The sequence below is a fragment of the Salipaludibacillus aurantiacus genome (assembly GCF_900111295.1).
Taxonomy (GTDB): domain Bacteria; phylum Bacillota; class Bacilli; order Bacillales; family Salisediminibacteriaceae; genus Salipaludibacillus; species Salipaludibacillus aurantiacus.
In genome coordinates, this window is the sequence record NZ_FOGT01000014.1 from 1 (window position 1) to 25,622 (window position 25,622).

The 25,622-nt window shown below is 39.6% G+C and carries 25 protein-coding genes; 20 read left to right on the forward strand and 5 right to left on the reverse strand.

Translation table 11 applies throughout. The features are described 5' to 3' along the window. Nucleotides 1–148: 148 nt before the first annotated feature. The 6 genes from BMW59_RS15330 to ggt all read left to right on the forward strand — a co-directional run bounded on the left by BMW59_RS15330 (nucleotide 149) and on the right by ggt (nucleotide 7,695). Nucleotides 149–655 carry a hypothetical protein gene (locus BMW59_RS15330; protein WP_093054087.1) on the forward strand — a complete coding sequence of 169 codons (507 nt, stop codon included), beginning with the start codon at nucleotides 149–151 and terminating at the stop codon, nucleotides 653–655. Between the two features lie 601 nt (nucleotides 656–1,256). After that, on the forward strand, nucleotides 1,257–2,594 hold the full coding sequence (locus BMW59_RS15335; RefSeq protein WP_093054089.1) for an RNA-dependent RNA polymerase family protein: 1,338 nt from the start codon (nucleotides 1,257–1,259) through the stop codon (nucleotides 2,592–2,594). A 331-nt stretch (nucleotides 2,595–2,925) separates the two neighbouring features. Continuing rightward, a complete protein-coding gene (locus BMW59_RS15345; protein ID WP_093054093.1) occupies nucleotides 2,926–3,741 on the forward strand; it encodes an MBL fold metallo-hydrolase in 816 nt (271 codons plus the stop codon). A gap of 319 nt (nucleotides 3,742–4,060) precedes the next feature. Then, nucleotides 4,061–4,363 carry a DUF418 domain-containing protein gene (locus tag BMW59_RS21425; RefSeq protein WP_143051247.1) on the forward strand — a complete coding sequence of 101 codons (303 nt, stop codon included), beginning with the start codon at nucleotides 4,061–4,063 and terminating at the stop codon, nucleotides 4,361–4,363. 35 nt (nucleotides 4,364–4,398) lie between these two features. Continuing rightward, complete coding sequence (locus BMW59_RS15350; RefSeq protein ID WP_177174375.1) at nucleotides 4,399–5,304, forward strand: DUF418 domain-containing protein; 906 nt, start codon at nucleotides 4,399–4,401, stop codon at nucleotides 5,302–5,304. Between the two features lie 771 nt (nucleotides 5,305–6,075). Further along, the gene (ggt, locus tag BMW59_RS15355) at nucleotides 6,076–7,695 is read left to right on the forward strand and encodes a gamma-glutamyltransferase (RefSeq protein WP_093054097.1); all 1,620 of its coding nucleotides are present in this window, start codon (nucleotides 6,076–6,078) and stop codon (nucleotides 7,693–7,695) included. Nucleotides 7,696–7,702: 7 nt separating this feature from the next. On the opposite strand, the gene BMW59_RS15360 is transcribed toward ggt, so the two are convergent. Continuing rightward, nucleotides 7,703–8,152 carry an Lrp/AsnC family transcriptional regulator gene (locus BMW59_RS15360; RefSeq protein WP_093054099.1) on the reverse strand — a complete coding sequence of 150 codons (450 nt, stop codon included), beginning with the start codon at nucleotides 8,150–8,152 and terminating at the stop codon, nucleotides 7,703–7,705. Between the two features lie 130 nt (nucleotides 8,153–8,282). On the opposite strand from BMW59_RS15360, the gene BMW59_RS15365 reads away from it, so the two are divergent. The 8 genes from BMW59_RS15365 to BMW59_RS15400 all read left to right on the forward strand — a co-directional run bounded on the left by BMW59_RS15365 (nucleotide 8,283) and on the right by BMW59_RS15400 (nucleotide 15,483). Next, nucleotides 8,283–8,804: a chromate transporter gene (locus BMW59_RS15365; RefSeq protein ID WP_093054284.1), complete on the forward strand. Its 522-nt coding sequence runs from the start codon at nucleotides 8,283–8,285 to the stop codon at nucleotides 8,802–8,804. Nucleotides 8,805–8,825: 21 nt separating this feature from the next. Beyond that, complete coding sequence (locus BMW59_RS15370; RefSeq protein ID WP_093054101.1) at nucleotides 8,826–9,359, forward strand: chromate transporter; 534 nt, start codon at nucleotides 8,826–8,828, stop codon at nucleotides 9,357–9,359. A 173-nt stretch (nucleotides 9,360–9,532) separates the two neighbouring features. Further along, entirely contained in the window at nucleotides 9,533–10,537 is a 1,005-nt protein-coding gene (locus BMW59_RS15375) for a LacI family DNA-binding transcriptional regulator (RefSeq protein ID WP_093054103.1), read from the forward strand. Between the two features lie 139 nt (nucleotides 10,538–10,676). Continuing rightward, nucleotides 10,677–11,429, forward strand: a complete 753-nt coding sequence (locus BMW59_RS15380) for a glutamine amidotransferase (protein ID WP_093054105.1) — start codon at nucleotides 10,677–10,679, stop codon at nucleotides 11,427–11,429. Between the two features lie 7 nt (nucleotides 11,430–11,436). Further along, nucleotides 11,437–12,363, forward strand: coding sequence for a ribokinase (locus tag BMW59_RS15385; protein WP_177174376.1), 927 nt, complete (start codon nucleotides 11,437–11,439; stop codon nucleotides 12,361–12,363). A gap of 92 nt (nucleotides 12,364–12,455) precedes the next feature. Continuing rightward, nucleotides 12,456–13,568 (forward strand): DctP family TRAP transporter solute-binding subunit, encoded by a 1,113-nt coding sequence (locus BMW59_RS15390; protein ID WP_093054110.1) that lies wholly within the window; start codon nucleotides 12,456–12,458, stop codon nucleotides 13,566–13,568. An 11-nt stretch (nucleotides 13,569–13,579) separates the two neighbouring features. Beyond that, nucleotides 13,580–14,182 carry a TRAP transporter small permease gene (locus BMW59_RS15395; protein WP_177174377.1) on the forward strand — a complete coding sequence of 201 codons (603 nt, stop codon included), beginning with the start codon at nucleotides 13,580–13,582 and terminating at the stop codon, nucleotides 14,180–14,182. 20 nt (nucleotides 14,183–14,202) lie between these two features. Then, nucleotides 14,203–15,483: a TRAP transporter large permease gene (locus tag BMW59_RS15400; protein ID WP_093054114.1), complete on the forward strand. Its 1,281-nt coding sequence runs from the start codon at nucleotides 14,203–14,205 to the stop codon at nucleotides 15,481–15,483. Between the two features lie 348 nt (nucleotides 15,484–15,831). On the opposite strand, the gene BMW59_RS15405 is transcribed toward BMW59_RS15400, so the two are convergent. Then, complete coding sequence (locus BMW59_RS15405) at nucleotides 15,832–16,881, reverse strand: YheC/YheD family endospore coat-associated protein (protein ID WP_093054116.1); 1,050 nt, start codon at nucleotides 16,879–16,881, stop codon at nucleotides 15,832–15,834. A gap of 145 nt (nucleotides 16,882–17,026) precedes the next feature. On the opposite strand from BMW59_RS15405, the gene BMW59_RS15410 reads away from it, so the two are divergent. Beyond that, a complete protein-coding gene (locus BMW59_RS15410) occupies nucleotides 17,027–17,941 on the forward strand; it encodes a beta-propeller fold lactonase family protein (RefSeq protein ID WP_177174378.1) in 915 nt (304 codons plus the stop codon). Between the two features lie 191 nt (nucleotides 17,942–18,132). Here BMW59_RS15410 and BMW59_RS15415 read toward each other — a convergent pair whose 3' ends face one another. Together BMW59_RS15415 and BMW59_RS15420 are read right to left on the reverse strand one after the other, a co-directional pair. Beyond that, nucleotides 18,133–18,708, reverse strand: a complete 576-nt coding sequence (locus BMW59_RS15415) for an excalibur calcium-binding domain-containing protein (protein ID WP_093054120.1) — start codon at nucleotides 18,706–18,708, stop codon at nucleotides 18,133–18,135. A gap of 401 nt (nucleotides 18,709–19,109) precedes the next feature. Continuing rightward, nucleotides 19,110–19,661, reverse strand: coding sequence for a hypothetical protein (locus BMW59_RS15420; RefSeq protein ID WP_093054122.1), 552 nt, complete (start codon nucleotides 19,659–19,661; stop codon nucleotides 19,110–19,112). Nucleotides 19,662–19,958: 297 nt separating this feature from the next. Between BMW59_RS15420 and BMW59_RS15425 the strand changes: the two genes are divergently transcribed. Next, a complete protein-coding gene (locus BMW59_RS15425) occupies nucleotides 19,959–21,023 on the forward strand; it encodes a serine hydrolase domain-containing protein (RefSeq protein ID WP_218141995.1) in 1,065 nt (354 codons plus the stop codon). Nucleotides 21,024–21,286: 263 nt separating this feature from the next. Here the strand turns inward: BMW59_RS15425 and BMW59_RS15430 are convergent, their stop codons facing one another. Then, a complete protein-coding gene (locus tag BMW59_RS15430; RefSeq protein WP_093054124.1) occupies nucleotides 21,287–22,039 on the reverse strand; it encodes a DeoR/GlpR family DNA-binding transcription regulator in 753 nt (250 codons plus the stop codon). Nucleotides 22,040–22,528: 489 nt separating this feature from the next. Here BMW59_RS15430 and BMW59_RS15435 point away from each other — a divergent pair, with 489 nt between their 5' ends. The 4 genes from BMW59_RS15435 (at nucleotide 22,529) to BMW59_RS15450 (ending at nucleotide 25,513) form a co-directional block, all read left to right on the forward strand. Continuing rightward, nucleotides 22,529–23,239: a ribulose-phosphate 3-epimerase gene (locus BMW59_RS15435; RefSeq protein WP_093054126.1), complete on the forward strand. Its 711-nt coding sequence runs from the start codon at nucleotides 22,529–22,531 to the stop codon at nucleotides 23,237–23,239. Then, a complete protein-coding gene (gene hxlB / locus BMW59_RS15440; RefSeq protein WP_093054127.1) occupies nucleotides 23,239–23,796 on the forward strand; it encodes a 6-phospho-3-hexuloisomerase in 558 nt (185 codons plus the stop codon). The genes BMW59_RS15435 and hxlB overlap by 1 nt, the downstream gene beginning before the upstream one ends. Nucleotides 23,797–23,872: 76 nt before the next feature. Next, entirely contained in the window at nucleotides 23,873–25,057 is a 1,185-nt protein-coding gene (locus BMW59_RS15445) for a mannitol-1-phosphate 5-dehydrogenase (protein ID WP_093054129.1), read from the forward strand. A gap of 18 nt (nucleotides 25,058–25,075) precedes the next feature. Then, nucleotides 25,076–25,513, forward strand: coding sequence for a PTS sugar transporter subunit IIA (locus tag BMW59_RS15450; protein WP_093054131.1), 438 nt, complete (start codon nucleotides 25,076–25,078; stop codon nucleotides 25,511–25,513). Nucleotides 25,514–25,622 lie beyond the last annotated feature (109 nt).

Below are 25,622 nucleotides of genomic sequence, written 5' to 3' on the forward strand. Positions count from 1 at the left end.
TATCTTGGCTCTTAGTTCCGCACTGAGTGGCTCTATTGTCCGCAATTGGTGGCTTAAAAGTCCGCATAACTGGCTCTTTCCTAATGCAATACTCATTAATTATTAAAATAGTATGATAACTATTAGTACTTAAATGGAGGGATGAATAGTGGAGAAGCAGCTAGTAGATATTTTAGAAGAACAAGGTATAGACGATTTAAGTAATTTAACAGAAAAGGATATAAAAAAAGTGCCAGAAGTATTAGAGTTAATAACAACGAAGTTCGAAGAGAACGAATTAGATCAAGCCTTAATTCAGGAGTTCTATAAATTTGTGTCAAATAATCTTCCTAATATATTTAATACATTAATTAATTTAGTTTCACAACATCTAGGTAAAGAGACAATGGAGACATTTAACAAAAGAATTGATGCATTAAATAAAAGATATGAAAAAGAAGAAGATATTGAGATATTAAAATTAATTACACAGGAAATTACAGATATTTTAGATAGAGTGGAAAGAGAAACTGAAAAACAAAGAGCTTGGTTGTCTAAGTTAGCATTTGGTGCATTAGGAACAGTAGCAGTTGTTGGTGGAATTACTGTTGGTGTTAAAAATAAAGAATTAGGTAAGAAGATAGCTAATGAAGGATTAAAATACCTCAAAGGGTAAATAAAAAAGACTTAGAAAAGTGACAGTGACGCCCCGAATCTAATAATTAATTGGGAAACAAAATTATATTGGAAAAGCTGTCTAAAGTGCTGAAACAATTATTATTGCTTGAGGTAGCGATAAAGTGAATTAAACTAGCAAAAAAGAAGTTTGGAACAGATTTTTAAATAATAAACCTGTCTATTACTTTGAAGATGATTCTAACAGAAGACCACCTGTTCATGTTGCTAGACTGACAAACGGTTTTTATTTAAAAGAATATAATCCTCCATTTAAATTTCAGTAGTAAAAATTAAAAAAACTAATAAATTGGAAAATATATCATTTTATGGTATGCTGCAGTTGTCTCATATAAACGGATATGAGGGAAATTGGTGAATTTCTGTCAAGCGTTATCGTCCAGTTTACCACATTCACGATCAGCATCATCACGAATAATGTTAAGCAGAGCTGCATGAGGAATTCATCACCTCCTAGTGTAGTAATCCAATGCTCTAATATACTTCCTAAAGTATAATACTCAAGTGAAATAAGTGGTCTTCTTAGAGAGTGCTATCTCTCTGGGTGAATTAACGTATGCTTACAAGGGGTGACTGATATTATGAATCAGAATAATAGGCCACGATTATATACTCTTGTAAGCTCTTCAAATTTAAACGAGAAAAAATATAGATTAAAAAAATATAAACATTTTGATTATAGAAGACCATTCCAAAAAGTTAAACATTTGATCACTGAACCATCTTGGGTAGCCCAGCATGGTTTTTTCCCATTTATTCATTTCAAGATTACATTTCGGAAATATAACAAAAGACAAAAAAAGAGGAAATCTAAGGAAAGAGAGATTTTTTACGCATCACATCTTGATAGTTTTATATACAAATATTATGGTGATATTTTAAATGGTTATTATAACTCTATTGCAAAGGAGTACAACATTCATAATGTCGCTACAGCATATAGGAATAATTTCAAGGGGAAAAATAATATTCACTTTGCTAAAGAAGTAATCGACTTTATTGCACAACAGAAACAGGCATACATATTTGTTGCGGACTTTACAAATTTTTTTAATAATTTGGATCATCACTATTTAAAAGAACAAATAAAGAACACATTAAAGATAGACTCTTTACCTCCTGATTTTTATAGTGTATTTAAAAATATTACTAAATTTAGTTGGATAGACAAAATAAAAATTGAAGAAGAACTTAGGAAAAAATATTCGAAAGAAGAAATCTGCAGTTTACCAAGGTATTTTACAAAAAATGAATATAGAACATTTAAAAAGGACAATGTCCAAAAAAATAAAAAAGGTTATGGTATACCTCAAGGTGCAGGAATAAGCTCTGTGTGTTCTAATATCTATCTCATAGAATTTGATCGGGAATTAAATGAATATGTTAAGAAATTTAATGGAATGTATAGAAGGTATAGTGATGATTTAATTGTAGTTATACCCATTGATGAGTTTGATACAAAAGGGAATTATGAAGCCCATCATAAATTTATTGGAGATCTAAAAAATAAAATTCCTAGATTACAAATTCAAGAAGAAAAAACAGAAAGGCTATTTTATAGAAACAAAAAAATTTATAATGAAAATGATAAATTAGCTAAATTAGACTATCTTGGGTTTAGCTTTGACGGAATAAATGTTCGCATAAGAGAAAAAAGCTTATTTAAATTTTATAGCAGGGCATATAAGAAAGTGAGGATTTGTAATAGGCTAACTACTAAATATAAACAAAAGGCTCAAAGAAAAAGTTTATATTGTCAATATACTCATTTAGGTAAGTATTCAAAGGGGCATGGCAATTTCTTAACTTATGTAGCAAATGCTCAAAGAGTGTTTGAGAGAGAAACAACTACTATTAATTTAATGGAAAACCAAGTAAAAAGACATTGGAACAAAATACAAAAACGTTTGGATAATTGAAGATGCTGAAAGATATCTATCTATCATTAATAATGGATAATAGATGGGTATCTTTTTTTCTTCCACATATCTGGATACACGGCCACTTGCTTGACTTCATGTTTTGCAAGAAAATTCCTAAAGGAACTAAGGCCATCTGGATGAAAAGAATGATGATCAGCTTTTTGACCATCCTCATGCGACTTTGATGCGGGCCAGTGAACAGCTTGCTAAGACGTATTAAATATACGTACCGGGAACCAGGGTACAGAGACTTCTAAAATGCAATTGAATGAACAATCATTCATTCTGTGGTATTATTGTAAAAAGTAACTACCGCGGGGGAGAGGCTATGTTATTGAAAAAGAGTTTTGCTAAGGATACGGTAAATGGGGTTCAGATAGGTGGCGGCACTGTAGCTTTTCAAAATGTAAAGCTTAATGTCTACAGCTTCTACACCGATGGTATTTTAATTGATACAGGCGCTAACTCATTGCAGCATTTGTTCAGGCCTTTTTTTAATAAACTTGATATAAAGAAAGTTCTTATCACGCACTATCATGAAGACCATACAGGGTGCGCAGCGTATTTACAGAATGACTATCAGCTGCCTGTCTATATGGACAGGATGATGATCCCTTACTGCGAAACAAAGGCGGATTATCCGCTCTACAGGAAACTGTTCTGGGGAAAACGGAAGCCCTTCCGTGCGGAGCCGGCTAATGAGACGTTTCATTCAGACAATGCCGTATGGCGTGCTGTTAAAACGCCTGGTCATGCAGCCGATCATCTTGCCTATCTAAACCAGGAAACAGGTCAGCTTTTTACAGGAGACCTTTATTGTCAGACGAAGACAAAAGTCGTTCTTAAGGAAGAGAGCATGCCGGTGATGATCAGTTCGCTGGAAAAGATATTAACGTATGATTTTGATGAGGTATTTTGCAGCCATGCGGGTTGGTTGGGTAATGGCCGGGATGCTTTAAAAGAAAAGCTGGATTATTTACAGGATCTTCAAGGAAATATATTAAACCTTTATGAAAAAGGGATGAAGGCAGATCAAATTAAGTCTGAACTGTTTCCAAAAAAATATCCGATAACGCTTTTTTCTTTCGGCGAATGGGATTCAATCCATATCGTTAATTCCATAATCGGAAATAGGAATGGATAAAGGGATGTTTTGATGACTTACCCGTTTGTCGGGAATGTTCACAGTGCCTGCCCCTGACAGTAGAATAGCGAAATCGAAATAATATTTCGTATGTGGTTAGTTAATAAAACCTTAAAGACTGGTGTTGTGGAACAAGTAGATTCTTTATATAACTCATCCATTTTATCTTCCTCGTTTTCAAATACGTTAATGCTCCCAAAAGCGTTGTATCAGGCTTTTTACAGTTAATGTTCTGTCATACAAATGACTTATTTCCTCCTTTTGCCCTTACCCAATCATGGTAAAATTGTCTTGAAATGTATTTCGAGGGGGGAATAATATGCAGCAATCGAAACAGCATCATTTTGTTCCTACTGCAGCAAATGAGCGAATTGTAACGCTTGATATTATTAGGGCTTTCGCACTTTTTGGAATTTTACTTGTTAACATGAGATTTTTTTCCACACCCGCCATTCAAGCGGAAATGGTCGGGAGCTCTTTTAGTGGCAATCTGCTCGACAACATAAGTACATGGTTCATCTTTATTTTTGCAGAAGTCAAATTCGTTTCTATGTTTTCAATGTTATTCGGTATTGGGTTTCTCTTGTTTATGGAACGTGGAGAAGAAAAAGGGATTCAGTAAAGAAGTTTTTTAAACGTCGTCTTCTCATACTCCTCATGTTTGGTCTTATTCATATTTTCTTTTTCTGGTATGGGGATATTTTGACGTTCTATGCCCTTCTTGGCTTTATTTTGCTTTTCATGAAAGGTAAATCGCCCCGTTCTTTAAAAAGGGCAGCTTTCATTACTTGGAGTATTATTGTCACTTTCTTTATGCTTATGGCTTCTGTGATGTACTTTGCCCAAATAGAGACCACTCCAGAGCAACAGGCACTGATGGAAAACGAAGTTAATCGGATCGCAGAGGTGTATAGTCAAGGTACATTCGTTGAAATTTTACAGCAACGTATTAATGACATTTCGATCATTGCTGTCGGGAATATTTTTCTTTTCGGCGTTATTCTAACCATGTTTTTCTTTGGAATGTATTTTTGGAAAACTGGAATTTTTACGAATACGGCAGGAAATCTGGACAGAATCCGTCGGATTGCAAAAAGAATGTTAATGGTGGGTATGCTTGGCTTAATCCTTGCAAGCTTAGGAAAGCTTTTTATTGATGGTGGTAATTCTCCATGGTATTTTGTCAAGTATGGAGGGCTTTTCCTCAGTGGACCTTCGCTTAGTATTTTCTATGTTATGAGTATTTTGTTACTGCTCCAAAACAAGGAACGTCTGGCAAAAGCAACGACATTTTTGCAGCCTGTCGATCAGATGGCTCTGACCAACTATCTCATACAGACACTCCTTTGCACGACTATTTTCTACGGCTACGGGCTTGGCTTATTCGGAAGTATTGGTCCTTTCGAAGGCATTTTAATTACATTAGGGATCTACTCCCTGCAAATCATCTACAGTTATTTTTGGATGAAGCGGTTCCAGTTTGGACCGATGGAATGGCTATGGAGAAGATTAACATACGGGAATAATGCAGTAAAAGTGTCCCCCCTGCAGAAAGCGCAATAGCATAACGTTAAATCCAAGAAATTATTCCATACAATAAACGGTTGTACTCCTATGAGTGCAGCCATTTCTAATACTCTAATACTCTCACTTTATGTGGATAATTAGTTTAGAAAAGAATCAATTATCGTATAGGGGTGATATAAAAACTTATAACACTAAAGTAATATAAAACTAAAACGTGAACAAATGCGCCTCTCTTAATTAATCGACTGTCACTGTGACGCCCCGGGAACTACACCGATGGCATTATATTCTATATATGGCTATTTTAATCTTATATTATCCGAAAAACATTGCTAAAGCTCCAATGAAAAAGATAAGACTCAATAGTAAAGTTACTCCCTTGACTACTTTTTTACCGAGTATCACCGGAAAATAATCCGGTAACTTATTCAAGCCCCCGTCTTTTCATTACCCTAGGGAAAGACGGGGGCTTGTTGTTTGTTTTTCGGATGCTTGGGGAAGGAGCAGAGCGACGGGCGAGGGGCTGCACACCAGAGCGGTGGAAGTGCACATATGGATAAAAGATCTCCGATGATAGCCCTTTTGTTTAGAAGTTTTTTGGGTTAATACAAATAGTAATCATATATTCCTAAATATAACAATAATGAAACTAAATAAGTATAATAATAATCTTTATGAAAATAAATATGGATTTTAGAAGACTATTTGTGATAATATTTGATTAATAGAAAAATCTTATAAATTAAAAATAAAAGGTTGGAACGTAGCTCCGTAAGAGTAAATCAACATATATTTGGAGGGAAAAAGATGAACTTTACATCTGCTCAGACGTATCCTTATTCATCAATGCGCAATGCAGCTTTTGCAAAAAATGGAATGGTTGCTACTTCTCAACCGTTAGCGGTTCAAGCCGGTATTGAGACGATGAAAAAAGGTGGTAATGCCATCGATGGGGCTGTGGCAACGGCCGCGTGCTTGACAGTGGTGGAACCAACTTCAAATGGGATTGGCTCAGATGCGTTTGCGTTGGTCTGGACAAAAGATCACTTGCATGGTTTAAATGCAAGCGGCTACGCACCGGAGACTCTTACAAGAGAAAAAGTACTGGATCTGGGGTTTGAGGAGATGCCTAAATACGGGGCAGTGCCCATCACTGTACCAGGTGCGCCCAAAGCGTGGGCAGAGCTGATTAAACAATTTGGGAAGTTATCCTTGTCGGAGGTACTGGAGCCGGCCGTTCGTTACGCCAGGGAGGGATTCGCAGTTACACCGACTTTGGCGCGCTTTTGGGAAAAAGCATATAACGAGTATCAAATACTTGAGCCGAAATCCGTCTTTGAGGAATGGTTCAAGGTATTTGCTCCTGAAGGGAAAGCGCCGGAAGCTGGGGATCTGTGGGGGTCGCCTGATCATGCTAAGACCCTCGAAGAGATCGGACGGACGAATGCCGAATCATTTTACAGGGGAGATTTGGCATCCCGTATTGCGAATACGGTTCAAAGTCATGGCGGTTTTCTCTCCAGAGAGGATTTGGCGGCGTTTGAGCCGGAGTGGGTTGATCCGATCAGTGTGAACTACCGGGGATATGATATTTGGGAAATTCCGCCTAACGGTCAAGGGATCATCTCGTTAATGGCTTTGAATATTATGAAAGGGTTTCCATTTTCTGAAAGGGACATAGGGACTGTTGAAGCGTATCATAAACAAATTGAAGCGATGAAAATGTCATTTTCAGACGGCTTACACTATGTGACACAAGAAGATGAAATGAAGGTTTCAGTAAAGGAATTGTTGGCCGAAAAATATGCCGATGAACGTCGGAGTGTGATCTCAGATCAGGCCAAGGAACCGAAACATGGCAACCCAAAAAAGGGTGGAACTGTCTATTTGGCAACGGCGGATCAGGAAGGAAACATGGTCTCGTTCATTCAAAGCAATTACATGGGATTCGGGTCAGGGGTTGTGATCCCGGGGACTGGCATCAGCATGCAAAATAGAGGGAATAACTTCTCCCTCCGTGAACAAGATGCCAATGTACTGAAGCCTCGCAAAAAAACATATCACACCATCATCCCGGGATTTGTCACGAAGAATGCTCAAGCTGTGGGGCCTTTCGGTGTCATGGGGGGCTTTATGCAACCTCAAGGACATTTGCAAGTCATCATGAACAGTATTGATTATAAGCTGAACCCGCAGTCTGCCCTTGACGCTCCCCGCTGGCTCTGGGAGGGAGGAAAGACGGTGAAAGTGGACCCGACATTTCCTGTTGATCTGTCATATGAACTGGAAAGACGGGGCCATGAAATTATACGGATGAATAATCATGACGAGTTTGGTAGAGGGCAAATTATTTGGCGGGATTCTGAAACCGGCTTGCTCATCGGAGGCACGGACCCTCGTACGGACGGCGTTGCCGGAATATACTGATGGGTATTTACAGCTTCAGGCCTGTTCTGCTTTTAAATCGTCGCAACAGTATATGACTTTCCACCCGCGTAATGCCTTCGAGTTCGTATAACTCAAAGTTGATGAAATGTTCGAGTTCGTTGAAATCGCTCACTAGAACATGCATATGAAGTGTGCTGGGGCCAGTCATTTGATAGCAGCTTGCCACTTTTGAGTTTTCAGCCAGTTTTTCAGCCACGTCCACAAGTGAAGTAGGTTCGCAATCTACCTCAAAAAAGGCGGAGACCGTTTTACCGACTTTCTCGGAATTAATAACCACGCTGAATTTTTCTATGATACCGGCTTCTTCCATCTGTTTAATACGTTCTCTTATTGCGACCCGGGAAAGGCCGATTTCTTCTGCAAGGTCAACGTACGAAATCCGGCCGTTTTCGCTTAATATATTTAACATTTTAAGGTCATTGTCATTTAAGTTCATTTTTTTACCACACCTCTGAATTAGTGATGACCATTTGATTAATTTAACAGTATCATTTTTTCTCACTTATTGGAAAGGAAATCATTGAATTTTGCCATTGGAGAGAGGGATTAAAGTGAAGGACAGCGTATTGTGGCAACTTTTTGCCGGATTTTTTCGGGCTGGTATATTGGGGTACGGCGGAGGGCCGGCATCTATCCCTTTGGTTAGAAGGGAAGCGGTGATCACATACAAATGGATGAATGATGAGGAATTCAGTGATTTACTGGCTTTGGGAAATACCCTTCCAGGACCAATTATTACAAAGATGGCGGGATACATTGGCTACAGGGTTTATGGAACTTCAGGGTTATTGGTTGCGCTCTTTGCGACAGTCATGCCAACGGTCTTTATTATGATTATTTTGGTCACAACCCTTTCCAACGCCCAGGATATTGCATGGGTTAATGGCATGACAAAAGCGGTTATTCCCGTAGTAGGTGTCATGCTCGTCATGTTGGCATATTCTTTTTTCAGGCAATCGACGTTATCCAACGGGGTGCTGCAAACAATTATTCTGATTTTGATCAGCCTACTAGTGATCGTAGTGATGAATATCCATCCTGCAGTCATTATTGGAACACTGATTCTGTTTGCGCTGATGAAAAAATAATGAGTACAAGGTGGGACGGATATGAGTATGTACTGGGAGGTGTTCCTGGCTTTTTTCATTCCGGGAATCGTCGGATACGGTGGTGGGCCTGCCACCATTCCATTAATTGAACATGAAGTAGTGACAAGATATGGCTGGATGTCCATTGAAGAATTCGGGGAGCTTTTGGCCATAGGGAATGCACTGCCTGGTCCGATTGCTACGAAAATGGCGGGCATTATCGGATACGAAGTGGCGGGGATTGCCGGCTCGATTATTGCTCTTTTTGCAACAGTTGCCCCTTCGCTTATGGTCATGATTTTTTTGCTGAAAGTCATTGAAAAATACAAAGATTCTCCTAAAGTGAAAAAAGTGTCTGCTATCGTAAAACCTTCTGTATTCGTACTTATGGCTTTATTAGCAGGGCAATTCGTGGAAAATGCTTATGCCTCCATCGGCTGGCAGCATGCATCATTCCTGCTGGCTGGAAGTTTTGTATTGTTGGAGAGAGTGAAGATGCATCCCGCCTTTGTCATCGGCTTGTCTTTACTTTATGGGGCATTGTTCTTAAGATGATTTTCAATTCATGCAGCAGAGAGGCAAATATTTCTAACAAATAATTGTTACACTTTTCTGAATATTTATGGTATCATTATTCTTGTAAAAACGATTTTATTCACTGTATTTCGACTTTTTTTTCATATTTGTAAAAACGTTTTTACAAAATTCATATTAAATAGGTGATAACAATGGGGATCACGATAAAAGATGTGGCAAAAAATGCTGAAGTATCCGTGTCAACGGTTTCCAGAGTCTTGAATGGAAAGGATCGAGTTGATCCCGACACTCGGAAAAAAGTAATGGAAGTCATTAAATCTATGAACTATGTACCGAATAATCTCGCGGTATCCATGGTAAAAAAGAAAAGTAATATTCTTGGTGTAGTGATACCGGAAATCATGAACCCGTTCTATGCAGCAGTCGTGAAAGGTGCTGAAGAAATCGCTAAGAAAAAGGGTTATGTGACCCTCATACTCATTACAAACGACGATGCAAAGGAAGAAAACAATTATTACAATACTATTCTTACAAAATACATTGATGGGATCATTTTAATTGGATCCCATGTTGATAAAGCGTTTTACCAAAAAATAAAAAAACCTACGGTGCTTGTGGACCGCTACTTTGAAGACACAGGAAAGCAAGGAGTGGTGATTGACAACTTCTCCGGAACCTATCAGCTGACGAATCATTTAATTGAAAATGGTCACAGGGATATTGCCATTATTAATGGATTAATGGACTATAACGACGGCGTGGATCGCTTTGAAGGCTTTCTGTGTGCCATGAAGGATAATCAAATTGAAACGAAAGATTCCTATATCAAAATGGGTAACTGGTTTGAGGAAGATGGCTATTCTCATACAAAAGAATTGTTAAAGCAGGAAGACCCTCCAACGGCCATTGTTGCGTGTAACAACCTTATCTGTATTGGTGCTATTAAGGCCATACGGGAACAGGGCCTTGAAGTAGGGAAAGATATCTCGTTAGTCGGTTTTGATGACCATGATTTGGCAGCGTTCAACCAGCCGGGCATTACAGTTGTGGATCGTCCAACCAGCGTAATGGGTGTTCGGGCCACGGAGATGCTCATTGAGGAAATCGAAAATGGATTTGTTCAAACGGAGCAATCCCGTAAAGTGAATTTAGGTGTCAGTCTCATTTACCGAGGATCCGTTAAAAAAATAAACTAACCGCTTAATTCAAACAGTTCATAAATCGTTGCGTAAAAATGAAGGGAGTGATGGAATGAATCAAGTTAAGTAAACGACTGTATACTTTCATCGCTAGATCAGTCAGCACTATCATTTATGTCAGAGAGGGTGTAGTTTTATGAAGATTTTGTTTTGTGGGGAATCTTGGGTCAAACATATTATTCATACGAAAGGATTTGATTCATTTACGAATACGGAATATGAGGAGGGGATTCACTGGTTCGCTGAGGCCATGAAAAGTTGCGGTATTGAGATGGAGTACATACCGGGACATTTGGCTCCAGATCATTTTCCGGTATCTCTTGATGAATTGGAGCAGTATGATGCGGTATTTTTAAGTGATATTGGCAGTAATTCATTGTTGCTCAGCAACAAAACGTTTTCGAAATCCGAATTAAGTGTAAACAGACTCGATCTCATTAAAGAATATGTGTCCAGGGGTGGCGGCTTTGTCATGGTAGGTGGTTACCTTACTTTCCAAGGTATTGATGCCAAAGGTAGGTATAAAGATACAGCTGTGGAAGAAATTCTTCCCATTACAATGCTTCCGTACGATGATAGACACGAAGCGCCGGAAGGGATTCATATCAAGATTGACAAGCCTGATCATCCCGTATTTAAAGGCATACAAGGGGATTGGCCGCATTTCCTCGGGTATAACAAACTTCTTAGTGATGCAGATGCGGAAACCTTGGCCCATCACGGAGATTATGCCTTTATTTCAACAAAGGCGTTCGGGAAGGGGAGATCGCTGGCCTTTGCTAGTGACCTAGCACCTCACTGGGGACCACCTGAGTTTATTAACTGGCAGTATTACAATACATTCTGGATCAATGTTGTGAAATGGGTAGCCGGTGAGGACATTGAATAAGCCTCGTATGGTTGTGGCAGGAAGTTACAATTTAGATATGATAACAGAAGTAGATGAGTTACCAAAGCCAGGCGAAACGGTGATTGGTTCAAATGTGACCTACAGTCACGGAGGAAAAGGAGCCAACCAGATATTAGCGGCCAATTTGTTTTTTCAAGGTGTTGAGGAGGTAGTGCAGGAATTAACCTTCATAGGGGCAATCGGAATGGACGACAGAGGTCATCGACTGAAGACTCACTTTTCTGATTGTGGTATATGTCCAGATTATATTCAGCAAAAGCCTGATGTAAATACTGGCATGGCTCAGATTCTTGTGGATAAGCATGGTGAAAACAGCATCGTTGTTTCACCTGAAGCAAATTACCGGTTAACGCCAGAGGATGTCGAAGAGAGCTTGTATGCGTTGAAGAAGGTTGACTTATTATTAATTCAATTCGAAATCCCCATGGAAACGGCAGTTAGATCGATTGAATGTATGAAGGATCAAGAGGGATTGGTTGTCGTCAATCCGGCACCAGCTTTTCCAATCGATCCTCACCTTTATCCTGTTATTGATTTTCTGACACCTAATCTTAATGAGCTTAGTATTTTAACGGGCGTTAGCCATTTCACAAGTAAGGAAGATATCAAAACAGCTGCCTTAAAACTGATTCATAAAGGTGTAAAGAATGTGATTGTGACCATGGGCTCCGATGGTGTTTTGTACGCGAATAAAGACAGCTCCTCACATTTTGAGGCTCCTCGTGTGAAAGCTGTTGATACGTCTGGAGCCGGCGATTGTTTCAATGGTGTATTTTGCGCAAGTTTGGTAAAGGGAAACTCAATTGACGAATCTATAAAAGATGGGATGCTTTATGCTGGATTGTCAGTTACTCGAAAGGGTACTTCAATCTCTTACCCTGATCATCATGATGTATGCGCTTTCTTACGTTAATTAATGGACATGTTTTGCTTTTTGTAAAAACGTTTTTACAAAAGTTGGCTGATGGTTTTTATGAGCAAAAATTATAAAGGAGCGTGGCGAGAATGAAATGGTCTGTAAAGAGGAATTGGATTGTTGCTTTGGTGTTAACAACAACTGTGTTATTGGCGGCTTGTGGAGATTACAGTGGAGAAGGGAATGCGTCCGGCGAATCAGTAAACAATACAGGAGAAAATGATGCGAACAATAATGCCGGTCAAAATAATGACAATAACGAGCCTGCAGCAGAAGCCAATCCAGATGCCAAAGTGATTAAGTTTGCAAGCACGGCAGCAGCAGGACAACCGTTGAGCGTAGGAATTGACTATTTCGGTGAACTTGTAGAAGAGAAAACAGGTGGATCCGTAGTAGTTGAGAATTACACGGATGGTGTGCTTGGCGGAGATATGGAAATGATGGATGGATTACGTGCAGGCACTTTGGAAGCGGCCAGTATTTCCACAGGCCCGATTTCTTCGTTGTCCTCACGTTTTGCGGTATTTGATCTCCCGTTTCTGTTTGAAAGTGATGATGTTGCTTTTGATGTCCTTGACGGGCCGGTTGGTGAGGGATTACTGGAAGATTTGGAAGAGATCGATATGGTCGGACTAGGTTATTGGGATAATGGCTTCCGTTATCTCACAAATAATGTTAGAGAAGTCACCAGCGTTGAAGATGTCGAAGGACTTGATATTCGACTGATGGAGGTGCCACTTCATTTGGACGCCTGGGAGCAGCTCGGAGCTAACCCGACACCAATGGCCTTCACTGAACTCTTCTCAGCCTTGGAATCAGGAGTCGTAGATGGTCAGGAAGGTACGTATCCAAACATGAGATATAATCAATTCCATGAGGTACAGGAATATTTTACAGACACAGGGCACATCTACAGTCCAACAGTTCTCTTGATCAGTAAGAGCTTTTGGGATGATTTGACAGATGAAGAACAGGCTGCGCTGCAAGAAGCTTCAGATGAGGCAAGAGACTATCAGAGGGAATTAGCAAAAGAGGACAACATTGAGTCTCACGAAATCATGGCCGAATATATGACGATGACAGAGTTGACGCCTGAAGCTCGACAAGGTTTTGTTGATGCACTTTCACCGATTTATGAGCAGTACAGAGATGAAATTGGGCCAGACCTTATCGACGAGGTACTTGAAGCGGTTGCAAATTAAGAATTTGAACGGTGAGCAGATCAGATGGAGGGCAGTTTAACTGTCCTCTGGATCTTAACTATAGAGTTAATCTGCTTGTCCCTACTGGAGAGGATTACATGAAAAATGTAATTAAAATGTTTGGCTATTTGGAGACAATCATCAAAGTCACGATTGCATGCATTGCACTTGTAATGTTTGTGCTGGTTTTTTTAAACGTGGTACTGCGTTATTTATTCAGTTCCGGGATCACGTGGTCCTCTGAAGTGGCGAGGTATTTATTAATATGGCTGATCTTTTTAGGTGCTGTACTTGCGTTTAAAGAGAATGCTCATTTAAACGTCGATGTGTTATTTAAGAAATTTAATCAAAAGACGAAAAAAGTCGTTTATATCTTAAGCAGTTTCCTGATGCTGTTTGTGATTTTAATGATCTTTGATGGAAGTTTAAAAACTGCAATTACGAATATAAATTCATATTCACCGGCTGCAGGAGTGCCAATGTGGATTGTACATTCCGCAGGGGTCGCCGGCAGTTTGGGAATGGGGACCCTCATTTTATACAATTTGTACAAAATTCTGATTAAAAAAGAAGATTTAGATAAAGTGATAGCCCGTGATTTAAGTGATGATTAGACACTAAGGGTGGGATAAAGATGACTCTCGTGATTTTTCTGGTTGCTTTGATGTTTTTTATATTAATCGGGGTACCTATTGCATTTTCCTTATTGTTAAGCGGTATTTCATTAATGATTTATATGGATTTGTTCAGCACTCAATTACTGTCGCAAAATCTTCTGAACGGAGTCAATAACTTTCCACTAATGGCAGTTCCCTTTTTTATCCTGGCAGGGGAATTAATGAACAAAGGTGGGTTATCACAAAGAATTATTGACTTCAGCATGACATTGTTCGGGCATGTGAGAGGGGGCATGGGTTATGTAGCAATCCTGGCATGTTTGTTGTTTGCAGGGCTGTCGGGATCTGCCGTTGCAGACGTTGCTGCTCTCGGTGCCATCCTGATTCCTATGATGGTGAAAGCAGGATACGATCGAAACAAGTCATCAGGTTTAATCGCAGCGGGAGGTATAATCGCACCGATGATTCCACCGAGCGTTTCTATGATTTTATTCGGAGTTACGGGCGGCGTTTCCATTTCACAGTTATTTATCGCGGGGATTGTCCCAGGGATCATGATGGCGGTCATGTTAACCATCACCTGGTGGCTGATTATGAGAAAAGATACAACTGTGCAGACATTTGAGAAAAAACCTTTGAAAGAGATGATTATATCATCCCGTCATGCATTATGGGCACTGTTTCTCCCTGTCATTATCGTGGTAGGGTTAAGAGGTGGAATATTTACACCTACAGAGGCGGCTGTCATTGCAGTTGCTTATGCTTTTTTCGTTGGATTTTTCATCTACAAGGAGCTGAAACTGAAACATCTATATTCGGCATTCCTTGTAGCTGCCAAAATGACCAGTATTGTCTTGTTCCTTGCGGCGGCAGCCCTGTACTGTGCGTGGTTAATTACAGTGGCAAACATCCCGAGGGTAATTACTGAATTTTTGGGACCGTTTATTCAAAACCCGCTTTTATTGCTTACATTGATTATTGTTATCGTGATTGTTGTCGGGACGGTTATGGATGTCACGCCGATGATTCTGATCTTAACACCATTGTTAATGCCTGTCGTGCTTGAAGCGGGTATTAATCCGGTTTATTTCGGAGTTATCTTTATCTTGGCTAACAGTATTGGACTCCTGACACCGCCGGTTGGAACCGTATTGAACGTCGCATGTGGGGTCGGAAAGATTGGCATGGTCGATATTGTAAAAGGTATATGGCCATTCTTAATCGCTCACGTTGTTGTCTTAATATTGCTGTTGTTGTTCCCAGGCATAATCCTTGTTCCATTAAATTTCCTTTTCTAGATAAAAAGAATATCCTTTATAACCTGTGAAATAAGAGCCTTTAAAAAGTACAGGGAGGCCACACAGGTAGTATGGTAGCATTGTAGAAATATATTATTAAAAAGGCTGAATTCGGCTCAAAACTAATCTGAAGTATTTCCAAAAAATACCTGATAACGCTTTTTTCTTTCGGAGAATGGGATTCAATCAATATTGTCAATTCCCACATCGCAATTAAGAATGGATAAAAGGACGTTTTAGGGCCTAATTCATCTTTCGGAAATGTTTGCAGTGCCTGCCCCCCCAGTGATTTGCATCGGAAGTCAGGCACCGCAACCCTGGGGCAGGGAAGACATTAAAACGGTTGGTTTATTGCTGAGACAAGTAATAAGCGTATTCCAATGGCTTTTTATACACAGAGTCTATATCAACACTTACTTTATCTTCAATGTGATGATACATTGATTTTTGGATTTTTCCGTTTATTTCAATGATCCAGATGCGGCCGTCTTCATCTATTGCCAGGTCAATGGCTGTTTCACCAAGCAGCCCTGTCTCCGACTCAAGGGCCTTGCTTGCCGCAACGCCTATCCGGTGAATATCCTCAGTGGCGGATTTCTTCCCAGCCTCGTCACAAAACAAGGTGCTGAGAACAGTGTCCATCTCCATTATTTTTTCACTGCAGTTCGTAATAAAAAAGCTGTAATAAGCGATTCTGCTGATGCCGTTTGTTACACTCCATACACCATGTCTATTCTTCTGCACGAGTAGTCTTATATCCGCAAGCTTCCCCTCAACCTTTGCCAGATTTATTTTTTTCTGCATTAGATATTTCCTGCCGCTGGTGAGTTCAGCTATTTTGGCTAAAAATGACTGCTCATCACGAAGGATGTACCTTGGTTTTAACATGTCCTGATAGATCTTAAATTGGTTGTCTTCCGTGAGCTCCAGTAAATAAAGACGTTTTCCCTGGAACCCGTAACACGGCTTTAAGATCAGCTGCCTGTTTTTCTTCAGCTGTTTCATTAATGCTTGCGGATCATATAAAAGGGTGTCCGGCAGGTATTTTTTTAGGCTTGTTCCGGAAAGCAGCTTATAAACCTCCCATTTATTAAAATACGTAATGGAGTTAAAGCATTTATTTTCCCCAATGTATGTTTCCAAACGCTGAAGGGTTTTCCCCTGTTTCAGGTAACAGCGGTTATATACGACATCCGGGAAACGAAAGGTTTCTGTTACCCATTGGCCGTTTTTAAAGCAGCCGCCGTCAATCCTCTTATTTTCCCAATCGATATCCTTCGGAGTGAATGCGAAAAGCTGGATAGTTAAATCCCCTTTACAGTGGTGATATATCTTCACTATCTTTCTCCGCTGTTTTCTCTTCCTAACCATAATGCCGATCAGCGGCCTTTTCTCCATGCGGGTATCACCTACCTCTCAAATGCTGAGTAAGGATAGTATATGAAGCCGAAGTCGTTTGGTCAGTGACCCTCAACATTTGCCTGGTTCAAAAACGCGGGTTTCATCATCTCTTAAAGTAAGGATAAAAAAGGAGATGAATATGATGGGATTAACTGGAGTAACGGCCCGGGCGTATGTCACAAACCTTGGCAGCGGTAATGTGTACGTGTTTAATACCGCAAATAATGCGCTCATTGGCATCATTGAAGTTGACGATGGTCCATATGGTGCAGCGGTCACACCGGATGGCTTAAGGGTGTTTGTGACCACAATTGTAAATGGCACGGTCAATGTGATCAGTACCGCAACAAACACCGTCATTGACACCATACCAATCGGCTTTTTTCCCGGCGAGCTGGTGATTACACCTGACGGCACACGAGCATACGCCGTATTGATTGGGGAAGATGCGGTGGCTGTGATTGATACAGAAGAAAATACGGTAAGTGATAAAATACCGGTCAGGGATGGTCCAAATAGTATAGCCGTCACTCCGGATGGCACACGCGTATATGTGTCACATTTTGGCGACGATTTTGTTTCCGTGATCGACACCGAAACAAATACGGTCGTTGACAGTGTGACGGTTGGCACCTTCCCGGCAGGTATAGCCATCACTCCTGATGGCACTCGGGCTTACGTCATAAACAGTGGGGATGAAACTGTATCGGTGATCCAGCTTGACGACAATACGGTGACAGGCCCGCCAATACCGGTGGGATTTGATCCAAGGCAGATTGCGATGACAACTGATGGTACGAGGGCATATGTTACAAATTTCAGAGACGATACGGTAACGGTGATCGATACGGTAAACAATCAGCCTGTAGATACGATACCAGTTTTAGACGGGCCAATAGGCGCGGCAGTCACACCTGATGGAACGCGTGTATATATTACGAATGCAAATGCCAATTCTGTTACAGTCATAAGCACGGCTGACAATAAGGTGATTGAGACATCGGGGGTGGGGGCTGACCCTAACTTCGTTGCCATCAGCCCGCCGATATTGGAGTAACTGTGGAGAGGGAAGGGTCCATTAATTTGCAAAGGTCGAAGGTGAGAAATCCAAGTGCCTTCCCCAAGGAAGTGAGTTCATTCATTAGAAAATAGTATGAGGAAATGAAAAGACGTATTGAATAGTGTCTATTCAATACGTCTTTTAAAAGTGTTAGAGAATATAAGAGTTCATTCTTACTATAATGACAATTAAGCTTGCGCAACTTTGCGGCGGATAAGTATGAACGCACTAGCGCCTGCAGTTAATAGACTAAGTAAGATCATCATCGGATATGAAGTAGCCGTGGCAGGAAGAGCATCTCCTTCATCTGAGCTTTCTTCTGAATCAGCCGCTGATTCATTGGCGCTATCTTCATCAGCCTCTTCTTCAGTAGCTGCTTCTTCAGTAGCTGCTTCTTCAATGGCCTCTTCATCAGTAGCGTCTTCTTCGGTGGCTTCCTCTTCAGTAGCTTCTTCCTCCGTAGCTTCCTCTTCAGTTGTCTCTTCCTCAGAAGTTGACTGTTGATCAGCTTCATAGGCTAAAAATTCACTTTCCATGCTTGAGGTTAAACTCTCACAAGGGACACCATCACTGTCTCCGTCCAATCTTTCAGGGTCATTCTCAGAGTGATAGCCGTGAGAAGTCCAAAACTCATAAACTTCTTCACCCGTTTCAAAATTGCTGCAGTTGATCGTTCCTTCCTCATGGTCAGCCGTTACGGCAGCCATGCCTCCTAAACTCACAAACGCCACACTAGTGATTCCTATTAGCCATTTCTTAATCATGCCCTTATCACTCCTTTTTAAGAAATATTTACCAATCAGGTTCAGTATTACATAAAATATTCTTTAATTCAATGAAATCCACCAAAAAATTTGAAAATTTTGTTTAATTACGAAAATGATGATAGGCGCAGCCTTTTAACTATTGGCTCTGGTAAATTTAATTGTTGGTTTTTAATTATATCTTCATCTAATTGTCTTTAATCGAGGTATTAAGGAAAGTTGATAGGATGATCGGTCTTAAACTATTATCTGAAAATGTGCTCGTTACAGATGTTTAGAGAGCGTTTAAAACATATGCGAAGGAAAAAGGGTTAGAAGAGTTTACCTCTGCCACAATTCAGTATCTAAGTTGTTATAGAAGGTACTTAAAATCAGAAAAAACGGTTGCTAAGAAGCAACCGTTACGTAATATCAAAGGACTGTACAAGCTGATGCTGCAAAACAGTATTCCCTGTTTGAATGACCCCGGCAAAACTAATCCCCCATGTATTCACAACAACCGGGAAAATAGGGTTGGGAGGGATAATAGGGTCGGTTGGGACAACTGGCACCCTTACCCTTACTTCATACAATGGAGCAGGCGGGGCAGGGGCAATCGGGTCGGATGGTGTTGCATGAATCACAAGATGACTGAGCGGCGGGATGGCGAATGTAAACGGTGTTGTAATTGGCGGATCATCCACTGGAGGCGTATAGTCTCCGTTATTGTTGTTTTGAAGTGTACCTGCGGAAGAACCATTTCCACTTGGCGGAATAAATAATTCTCCGCATAGATAAGCAAATTTATTGAACTCCGTTGGGTCACACGTATTTTGCCAATCTAACACCGAAACGGTTACGGTATGCGTCTGTGCAGGGTCTTGATTAAAGAGTGAAATAAAGACCAAATCGGTCTCTTCGTTTCGAAATAGAGTTCCCGTTGTAAGAGTCGTGTTTGGCGTTCTTATTCCCATAGTAATCACCTCCTTTTTAATCGCTTTAATACATCGTATGAGATGATGCATATTTTTGGATAAGCATAAGCAGGAGGTTATCAGTGGAATTTTCAATTAAATCATTATCAGAATTTGTATATAAAAGGTTCTTTTACTTAAAATCAACATTTACTTTAACAGAGCCTAAATATTAAAAGGGTATGCTTTTAAATATGCAGGGGAAACAAGCTTACCTGCCGAACTATAAAAATAAATATATGAGGGGGATCCCTGCCTTTTTTAAAACAAAATAGTCCCACTAGGAGGTTGACAGGAGTGGCCGCAATTAATGAGGCATTACTTAATAATGTGTTAAATGGTATTGCTAATAAAAAGGGTGTGTACAGCGCGGTGCTGTGCGTCGAAAAGGGGGACAACAGTTTCTCATGGACGGGGGCAGCCGGCGTTATGCAGAAGGATAGCCGGTATTTTATTGCAAGTGTGACTAAACTGTATGTGACATCAGTTGTGATGCGGCTTATTGAGGAAGGAAGATTGCAGCTCGATGATCCTATTGAACGGTATTTGCCTGAAGAATACATGAAGGGGCTGCACGTATTAAAGGAAGTTGACTATTCTCAGGCTATCACTGTTAAACATCTGATTTCCAATACATCTGGACTCCCAGACTATTTTTTTCACAAACAACCTGACGGCAGCACCTTTGCTTCCAAACTGCTAGAAGGAAAGGATATCTCCATGGAACTGGAAGAAACAGTTACTTATGTTAAAGAGCTTACCCCTAAATTTCCTCCCGGGAAAAATGGAAAAGCAGCGTATTCCGATACGAACTACCAGCTGCTGGGGAGAATCATTGAAGTCATTACTGAAAAGCAAATTGGTGACGTTTTTAAGGAGTATCTTTTTGATGAGCTTCAATTGGAGCACACATACGCCTATAAAGACACTTCTGACACTGCCCCCGTGCCGTTTTACTATAAATCGAAAGAATTGTGGGTCCCGAATTACATGGCATCCATCACAGCTGAAGGCGGGATTGTGTCAACCGCGGAGGAATCCATGCTTTTTATAAAAAACTTTTTTAAGGGCCAGTTTTTTCCTGAAGAGAATATCGAACACCTCAAAAAGTGGAATCTCATTTTACCTCCGCCGAGTCTATTTTTCTATGGTTTAGGGCTGGAAAAATTGTTTACTCCACGATTCATCTCTCCGTTCAAACCGATAAGTGAAATTGTGGGTTTCTGGGGCCAAACCGGATCGTTTGCCTGGTATCACCCTGAGACAGATTTATACTTTACTGGGACCACGAATCAAATAAACGGAGCGGGGCACACGGCAGCAATGAGAGGGATGTTAAAGATTATAAAAGCTGCTTTGTAAATCAACCGAGTTCCGGAGCTGGATTTCCGGCGGTTAAACAAATAGGGGGAAGAAACACCGGTGAAAGAACCGTTATAGCATTTTTCAAACGTTCTTATCTATAATCCCTATTACTCCACCAAGAGTAATTGCAAATTCTTTACGTTGAGAACATTTTTTCAGACAATTAATGTCAGAACGTTATTAAAAGAAACAAAATAACCGCCGTCTGGTTGAATACCGGGCTGCGGTTATTTCTGTTATTAATTATTTCTCTAAATAGATTATTCAGTAATTACAGTGATTTGTTGGCTTTCATAAGCTCTTATAATTTCTGGCTGAATATGTTCTGTAATTAAATAAGTTAACACGTTTGAAGGGGAAACGATGTGATTTGAAAAAGTATTTAATTTATCAGATGTGACCATACCAAGTACCTCATTTGATATAGAGGCCATTTTTCTTTTAACAGCAGCTTCCGCTAAGCTCGGAAGGCTAATGCCAATACTAGGATCAATTTTATGAATACCCATTACGTACAAGTCAGCCCTTATATTATTTAAAAATTCTACCGTATCAATTCCTAAATTTACCATGGATTCTTTAAATAACGTTCCGCCGATCATGATCACTTCGATATCGGTATGGTTGTTTAAAGCCATGGCAATTGGCGGACTGTTTGTTATAACTGTTGCTTTTAAAGATAAAGGCAGTTGATTCACGAAGTGTAAATTTGTCGTTCCACCATCTATTAATAAGACCATGTTTTCTTTAACTAGTGTTAACGCTTTTTTAGCCAGGTCCATTTTAATTTCACTTTTTACGTGCTGCCTTGTAGAGAAGTCAACTACTGGTGGACCTATTCTCAAAGCTCCGCTGTGAACTCTCCGAATTAACCCCTTATTATCCAGTTCTTTTAAGTCTCTGCGTATGGTGTCTTCTGAAACGGAAAGCCTGTGGCTTAAATCACTGGCAATCACTTTTTGTTCTTCATTTAAAATTTTTAATATGGTCTGTTGGCGTTCTTGTTTTAGCAAGGACTTCTCCTCCCAAATAATTGTCTGCTTTTTTTAATACTATCATAAATTAGCAGAAAAAGACAAAAACAATTATAAACATGCAAACTTTTAATAAAAAACATGCAGAAATCTATTTACATATGCATGAAAACGCTATATAATTAAGAAAACAGCATAAAGGCGCATTAACGTGCAGGAAAAGGAGGCGGCTGTCGCTCAATCAATTAGATGTGTGCAGTTTAATGTAATCTGGAACAAAGTGTGTATGAGGGGGGTTAGAGACTTTACCCAGAGAGGGCATTAACGGCATTTTAGTCCGAGCAAAGCCTGTCACTTTGTACAAAAGAGTTATATGGGGGAGGAAGTATTAATTACTATTTTCGCAAAAAAGACTAAATGCCCTAAAAGAATATAACGCTCAAAAAACAGCTAATAACCGCTATTGTACTTTTATTTTTACGTAGAATTGTTTGAATCTTTCTTAAATAAGCACAGGGAGGCATTAACATGCAAAAAAGAAAAATAACTATTGCTCCATCAATTATGAGTTCAGATTTATGTAATTTAGAAAAAAGTGTAAAGGAGATTGAAAAAGAAGGAATAGATACTCTTCACATTGATATCATTGACGGTGCTTTTAGTCCGAGTATGCCTTTAGGGATTGATACAGTTAAACAATTGAGAAAAATTACGGATATAGATTTCGATGTTCACATCATGGCCAATGATAATGAGTTTTTTATTCAAGAGATGATCAATATTGGTGTCGAACAAATTTCCTTCCATTTAGAAAGCAGCGTTCATATTGACCGGTATGTGAATTTAATTAGAAAAAGTGGAACAAAAGTAGGTGTTGCCTTGACTCCTTCAACCCCATTATCCGATTTGGAATATATATTACCTCAATGTGACACGGTGTTATTAATGTTAATCAATCCTGGGTTTGCAACTGATAAAAATGAGAAGCAGGTTTCATATGCTGCTCAGAAAGTAAAGGACCTGAAACAATTGATCGAAGAGAAAGGCTTAAATACAAGAATAGAGGTAGATGGCAGAGTTTCCTTAGAAACTATTCCTGGGTTAGTAGAGGCTGGTGCGGATATTTTAGTCGCAGGAAGCACAAGTTTATTTATTAAAAATAGAAGCTTAGCTGAAAACAAACAAATCATGGAAGAACGAATTTCCGAAGGGATATCCAAAGGGGAGGCTGTAAAATAATGAATTACAACGACGTTCAAAATGAAATAAAAGAAGAAATTTCAAATACATTGGGTCAGATTAATAGTGAAAGCGTAGAGAAGTTATTAGCTGAGATTAAACAAGCAGACAAAGTATTTTTTGTAGGTGTAGGCAGAGTGCTGCTTTCCTTAGAAGCGGTAGCCAAGCGATTGGCACACCTCGGTATCAAAACTTATGTGGTAGGGCAAATTACAGAACCGGCAATTACAGAAAAAGATTTATTAATAGTAGGTTCAGGCAGCGGAGAGTCTGCTTTCCCATTAATTATTGCAAAAAAAGCAAAGAAATATAATGCCAGAGTGGCTCATATTGGGGCTAATCCTGACTGTTCAATGAAGGAATATTCGGACCATTTTGTAAGGATCCCGGTTAGTACCAAACTGCAGTTACCTAATGAAATTCCGTCTGTCCAGCCAATGACGAGTTTGTTTGAGCAAAGTTTACTGTTATTAGGTGATTCATTAGCCTTAATGCTGATTCGCGAACAAAATATCGATATGCCTAGTCTTTGGGAATATCACGCTAACTTAGAGTAGTGATTAATTGTTGGAGTATATCGAGTAAACGGTGGCTGTCATTCAGTTTAGTAATTGATTGAAAGGAGGAGAAAGGATGCGAGCATTGCATTTTGGGGCGGGGAACATTGGAAAGGGTTTTATCGGTTATTTGCTGAACAAGACAGGTTATGAACTATGTTTTGTTGATGTGAACCAAAAAGCAATCGACCGGTTTAACCAAACGAATAGATACCTTGTAGAAACTTTAGAGGAAGGCCAGACAGTCGAAGTGGTGTCTCCGGTTTCAGCCTTAAACAGTTTAACTCAAGAAGAAGAAGTCATTGAAAGAATCGCACAGGCAGATATTATTACGACCTCTATTGGGATTGATAATTTGTCCCGTATTGCACCTATTATTTCAAAAGGGCTTTTAAATCGGGTCAAAAGGAATGAAAATAAGCTGGACATTATAGCGAATGAAAATGCTATTAATGCGTCTTCAACCTTACAAGCTGAAGTAGAAAAGCAAGTCTCAGCTGAGAAGATGGAAACAATCTTGAGGTTTGTTGGTTTTCCAAACTCTTCAATAGACCGTCTTGCTTTATCAAAGGAAAGCGGAGAGGATGAAATTGCTTTAGTCGAACCTATTTATGAGTGGGTAATTAATAAAAAAGAAATGGCTAATCACGAGCTTCCGCCTATTACAGGTGCGACATACGTGGATGATTTAAAGCCATTTATTGAAAGAAAACTCTATATGGTCAACATGGGCCATGCAACAACTGCCTACATTGCGTTTCTTTTCAATGAGCCGACAATTCAAAGTGCATTAGAAAAGCCGGAAATAGAACAATTTGTCAGAGGGACCTTGAATGAAACAGCCCAGTACTTTATCAAGAAATTTAATGTCCAAGAAGATGAGTTGGATGACTATATTGACAAGACATTAATTCGATTTAAAAACAAAAATATTAGCGATAATATTTTTCGAGTTGGAAGATCCCCTGTTAGAAAACTAGGGGCCAATGAACGATTAGTAAAACCTGCACGAGAACTATTCGAGCTGGGGTTACCCATCAAACACCTTAGTGCAGCGATTGCTGCTGCGTTCTTATTTGATAACTCTGACGATGACGAGTCTGTCACTTTGCAAAACTATATTCGAGAGCACGGCATTGAAAACGCAATCACACACTTTACCCAGATTAATGATCATACAATTTTAAATTCTGTAAAAGCTAACTATTACCATTTAAAGACGCAAAATTACAGTGATTTAATTGCACTAATAACTCGTTAAAGAAAGGGATGTTAATGAATGTTAAGTAATTATTTAGAAAATACAATCGAGCTAATGGATTCAGTTTCATCATGGGAAGAATCTATTAAGATAGCTGCTCAACCTTTGTTGAATCAAGGAAACATTAATGAAAGTTATATCGAGGATATGATTAGTAATATTCACGAATACGGGCCTTATATCGTCATTGTCCCTGGGGTTGCTATGCCGCATGCTCAAAATAATGGCGGAGTGAACAAAAATGGCGTTTCTCTGCTGAAATTAGAGCAACCAGTCTTTTACCCGGAGGATAAGGAAGTCCGTATTGTTATGGTACTGGCAGCTACTGACAGTTCCGGTCATCTGGATCTCATTTCAGACCTATCATCGGTCTTAGCTGATGATGACGTTAAAAACAGCTTAGAGAATGCTGATAGCAAGAATGAAATCCTAAGCCTGATTAAGAGTGTTGAGTAATTTTTTGTAAGTGATCTAAGGGGGAGTTCTTCAGGCAGCTTCAGATTAACTTTTAAAATTTTTGTGGCGTTATTATCTTACATTTAATGAAAGGTGGAAATTCTATGGA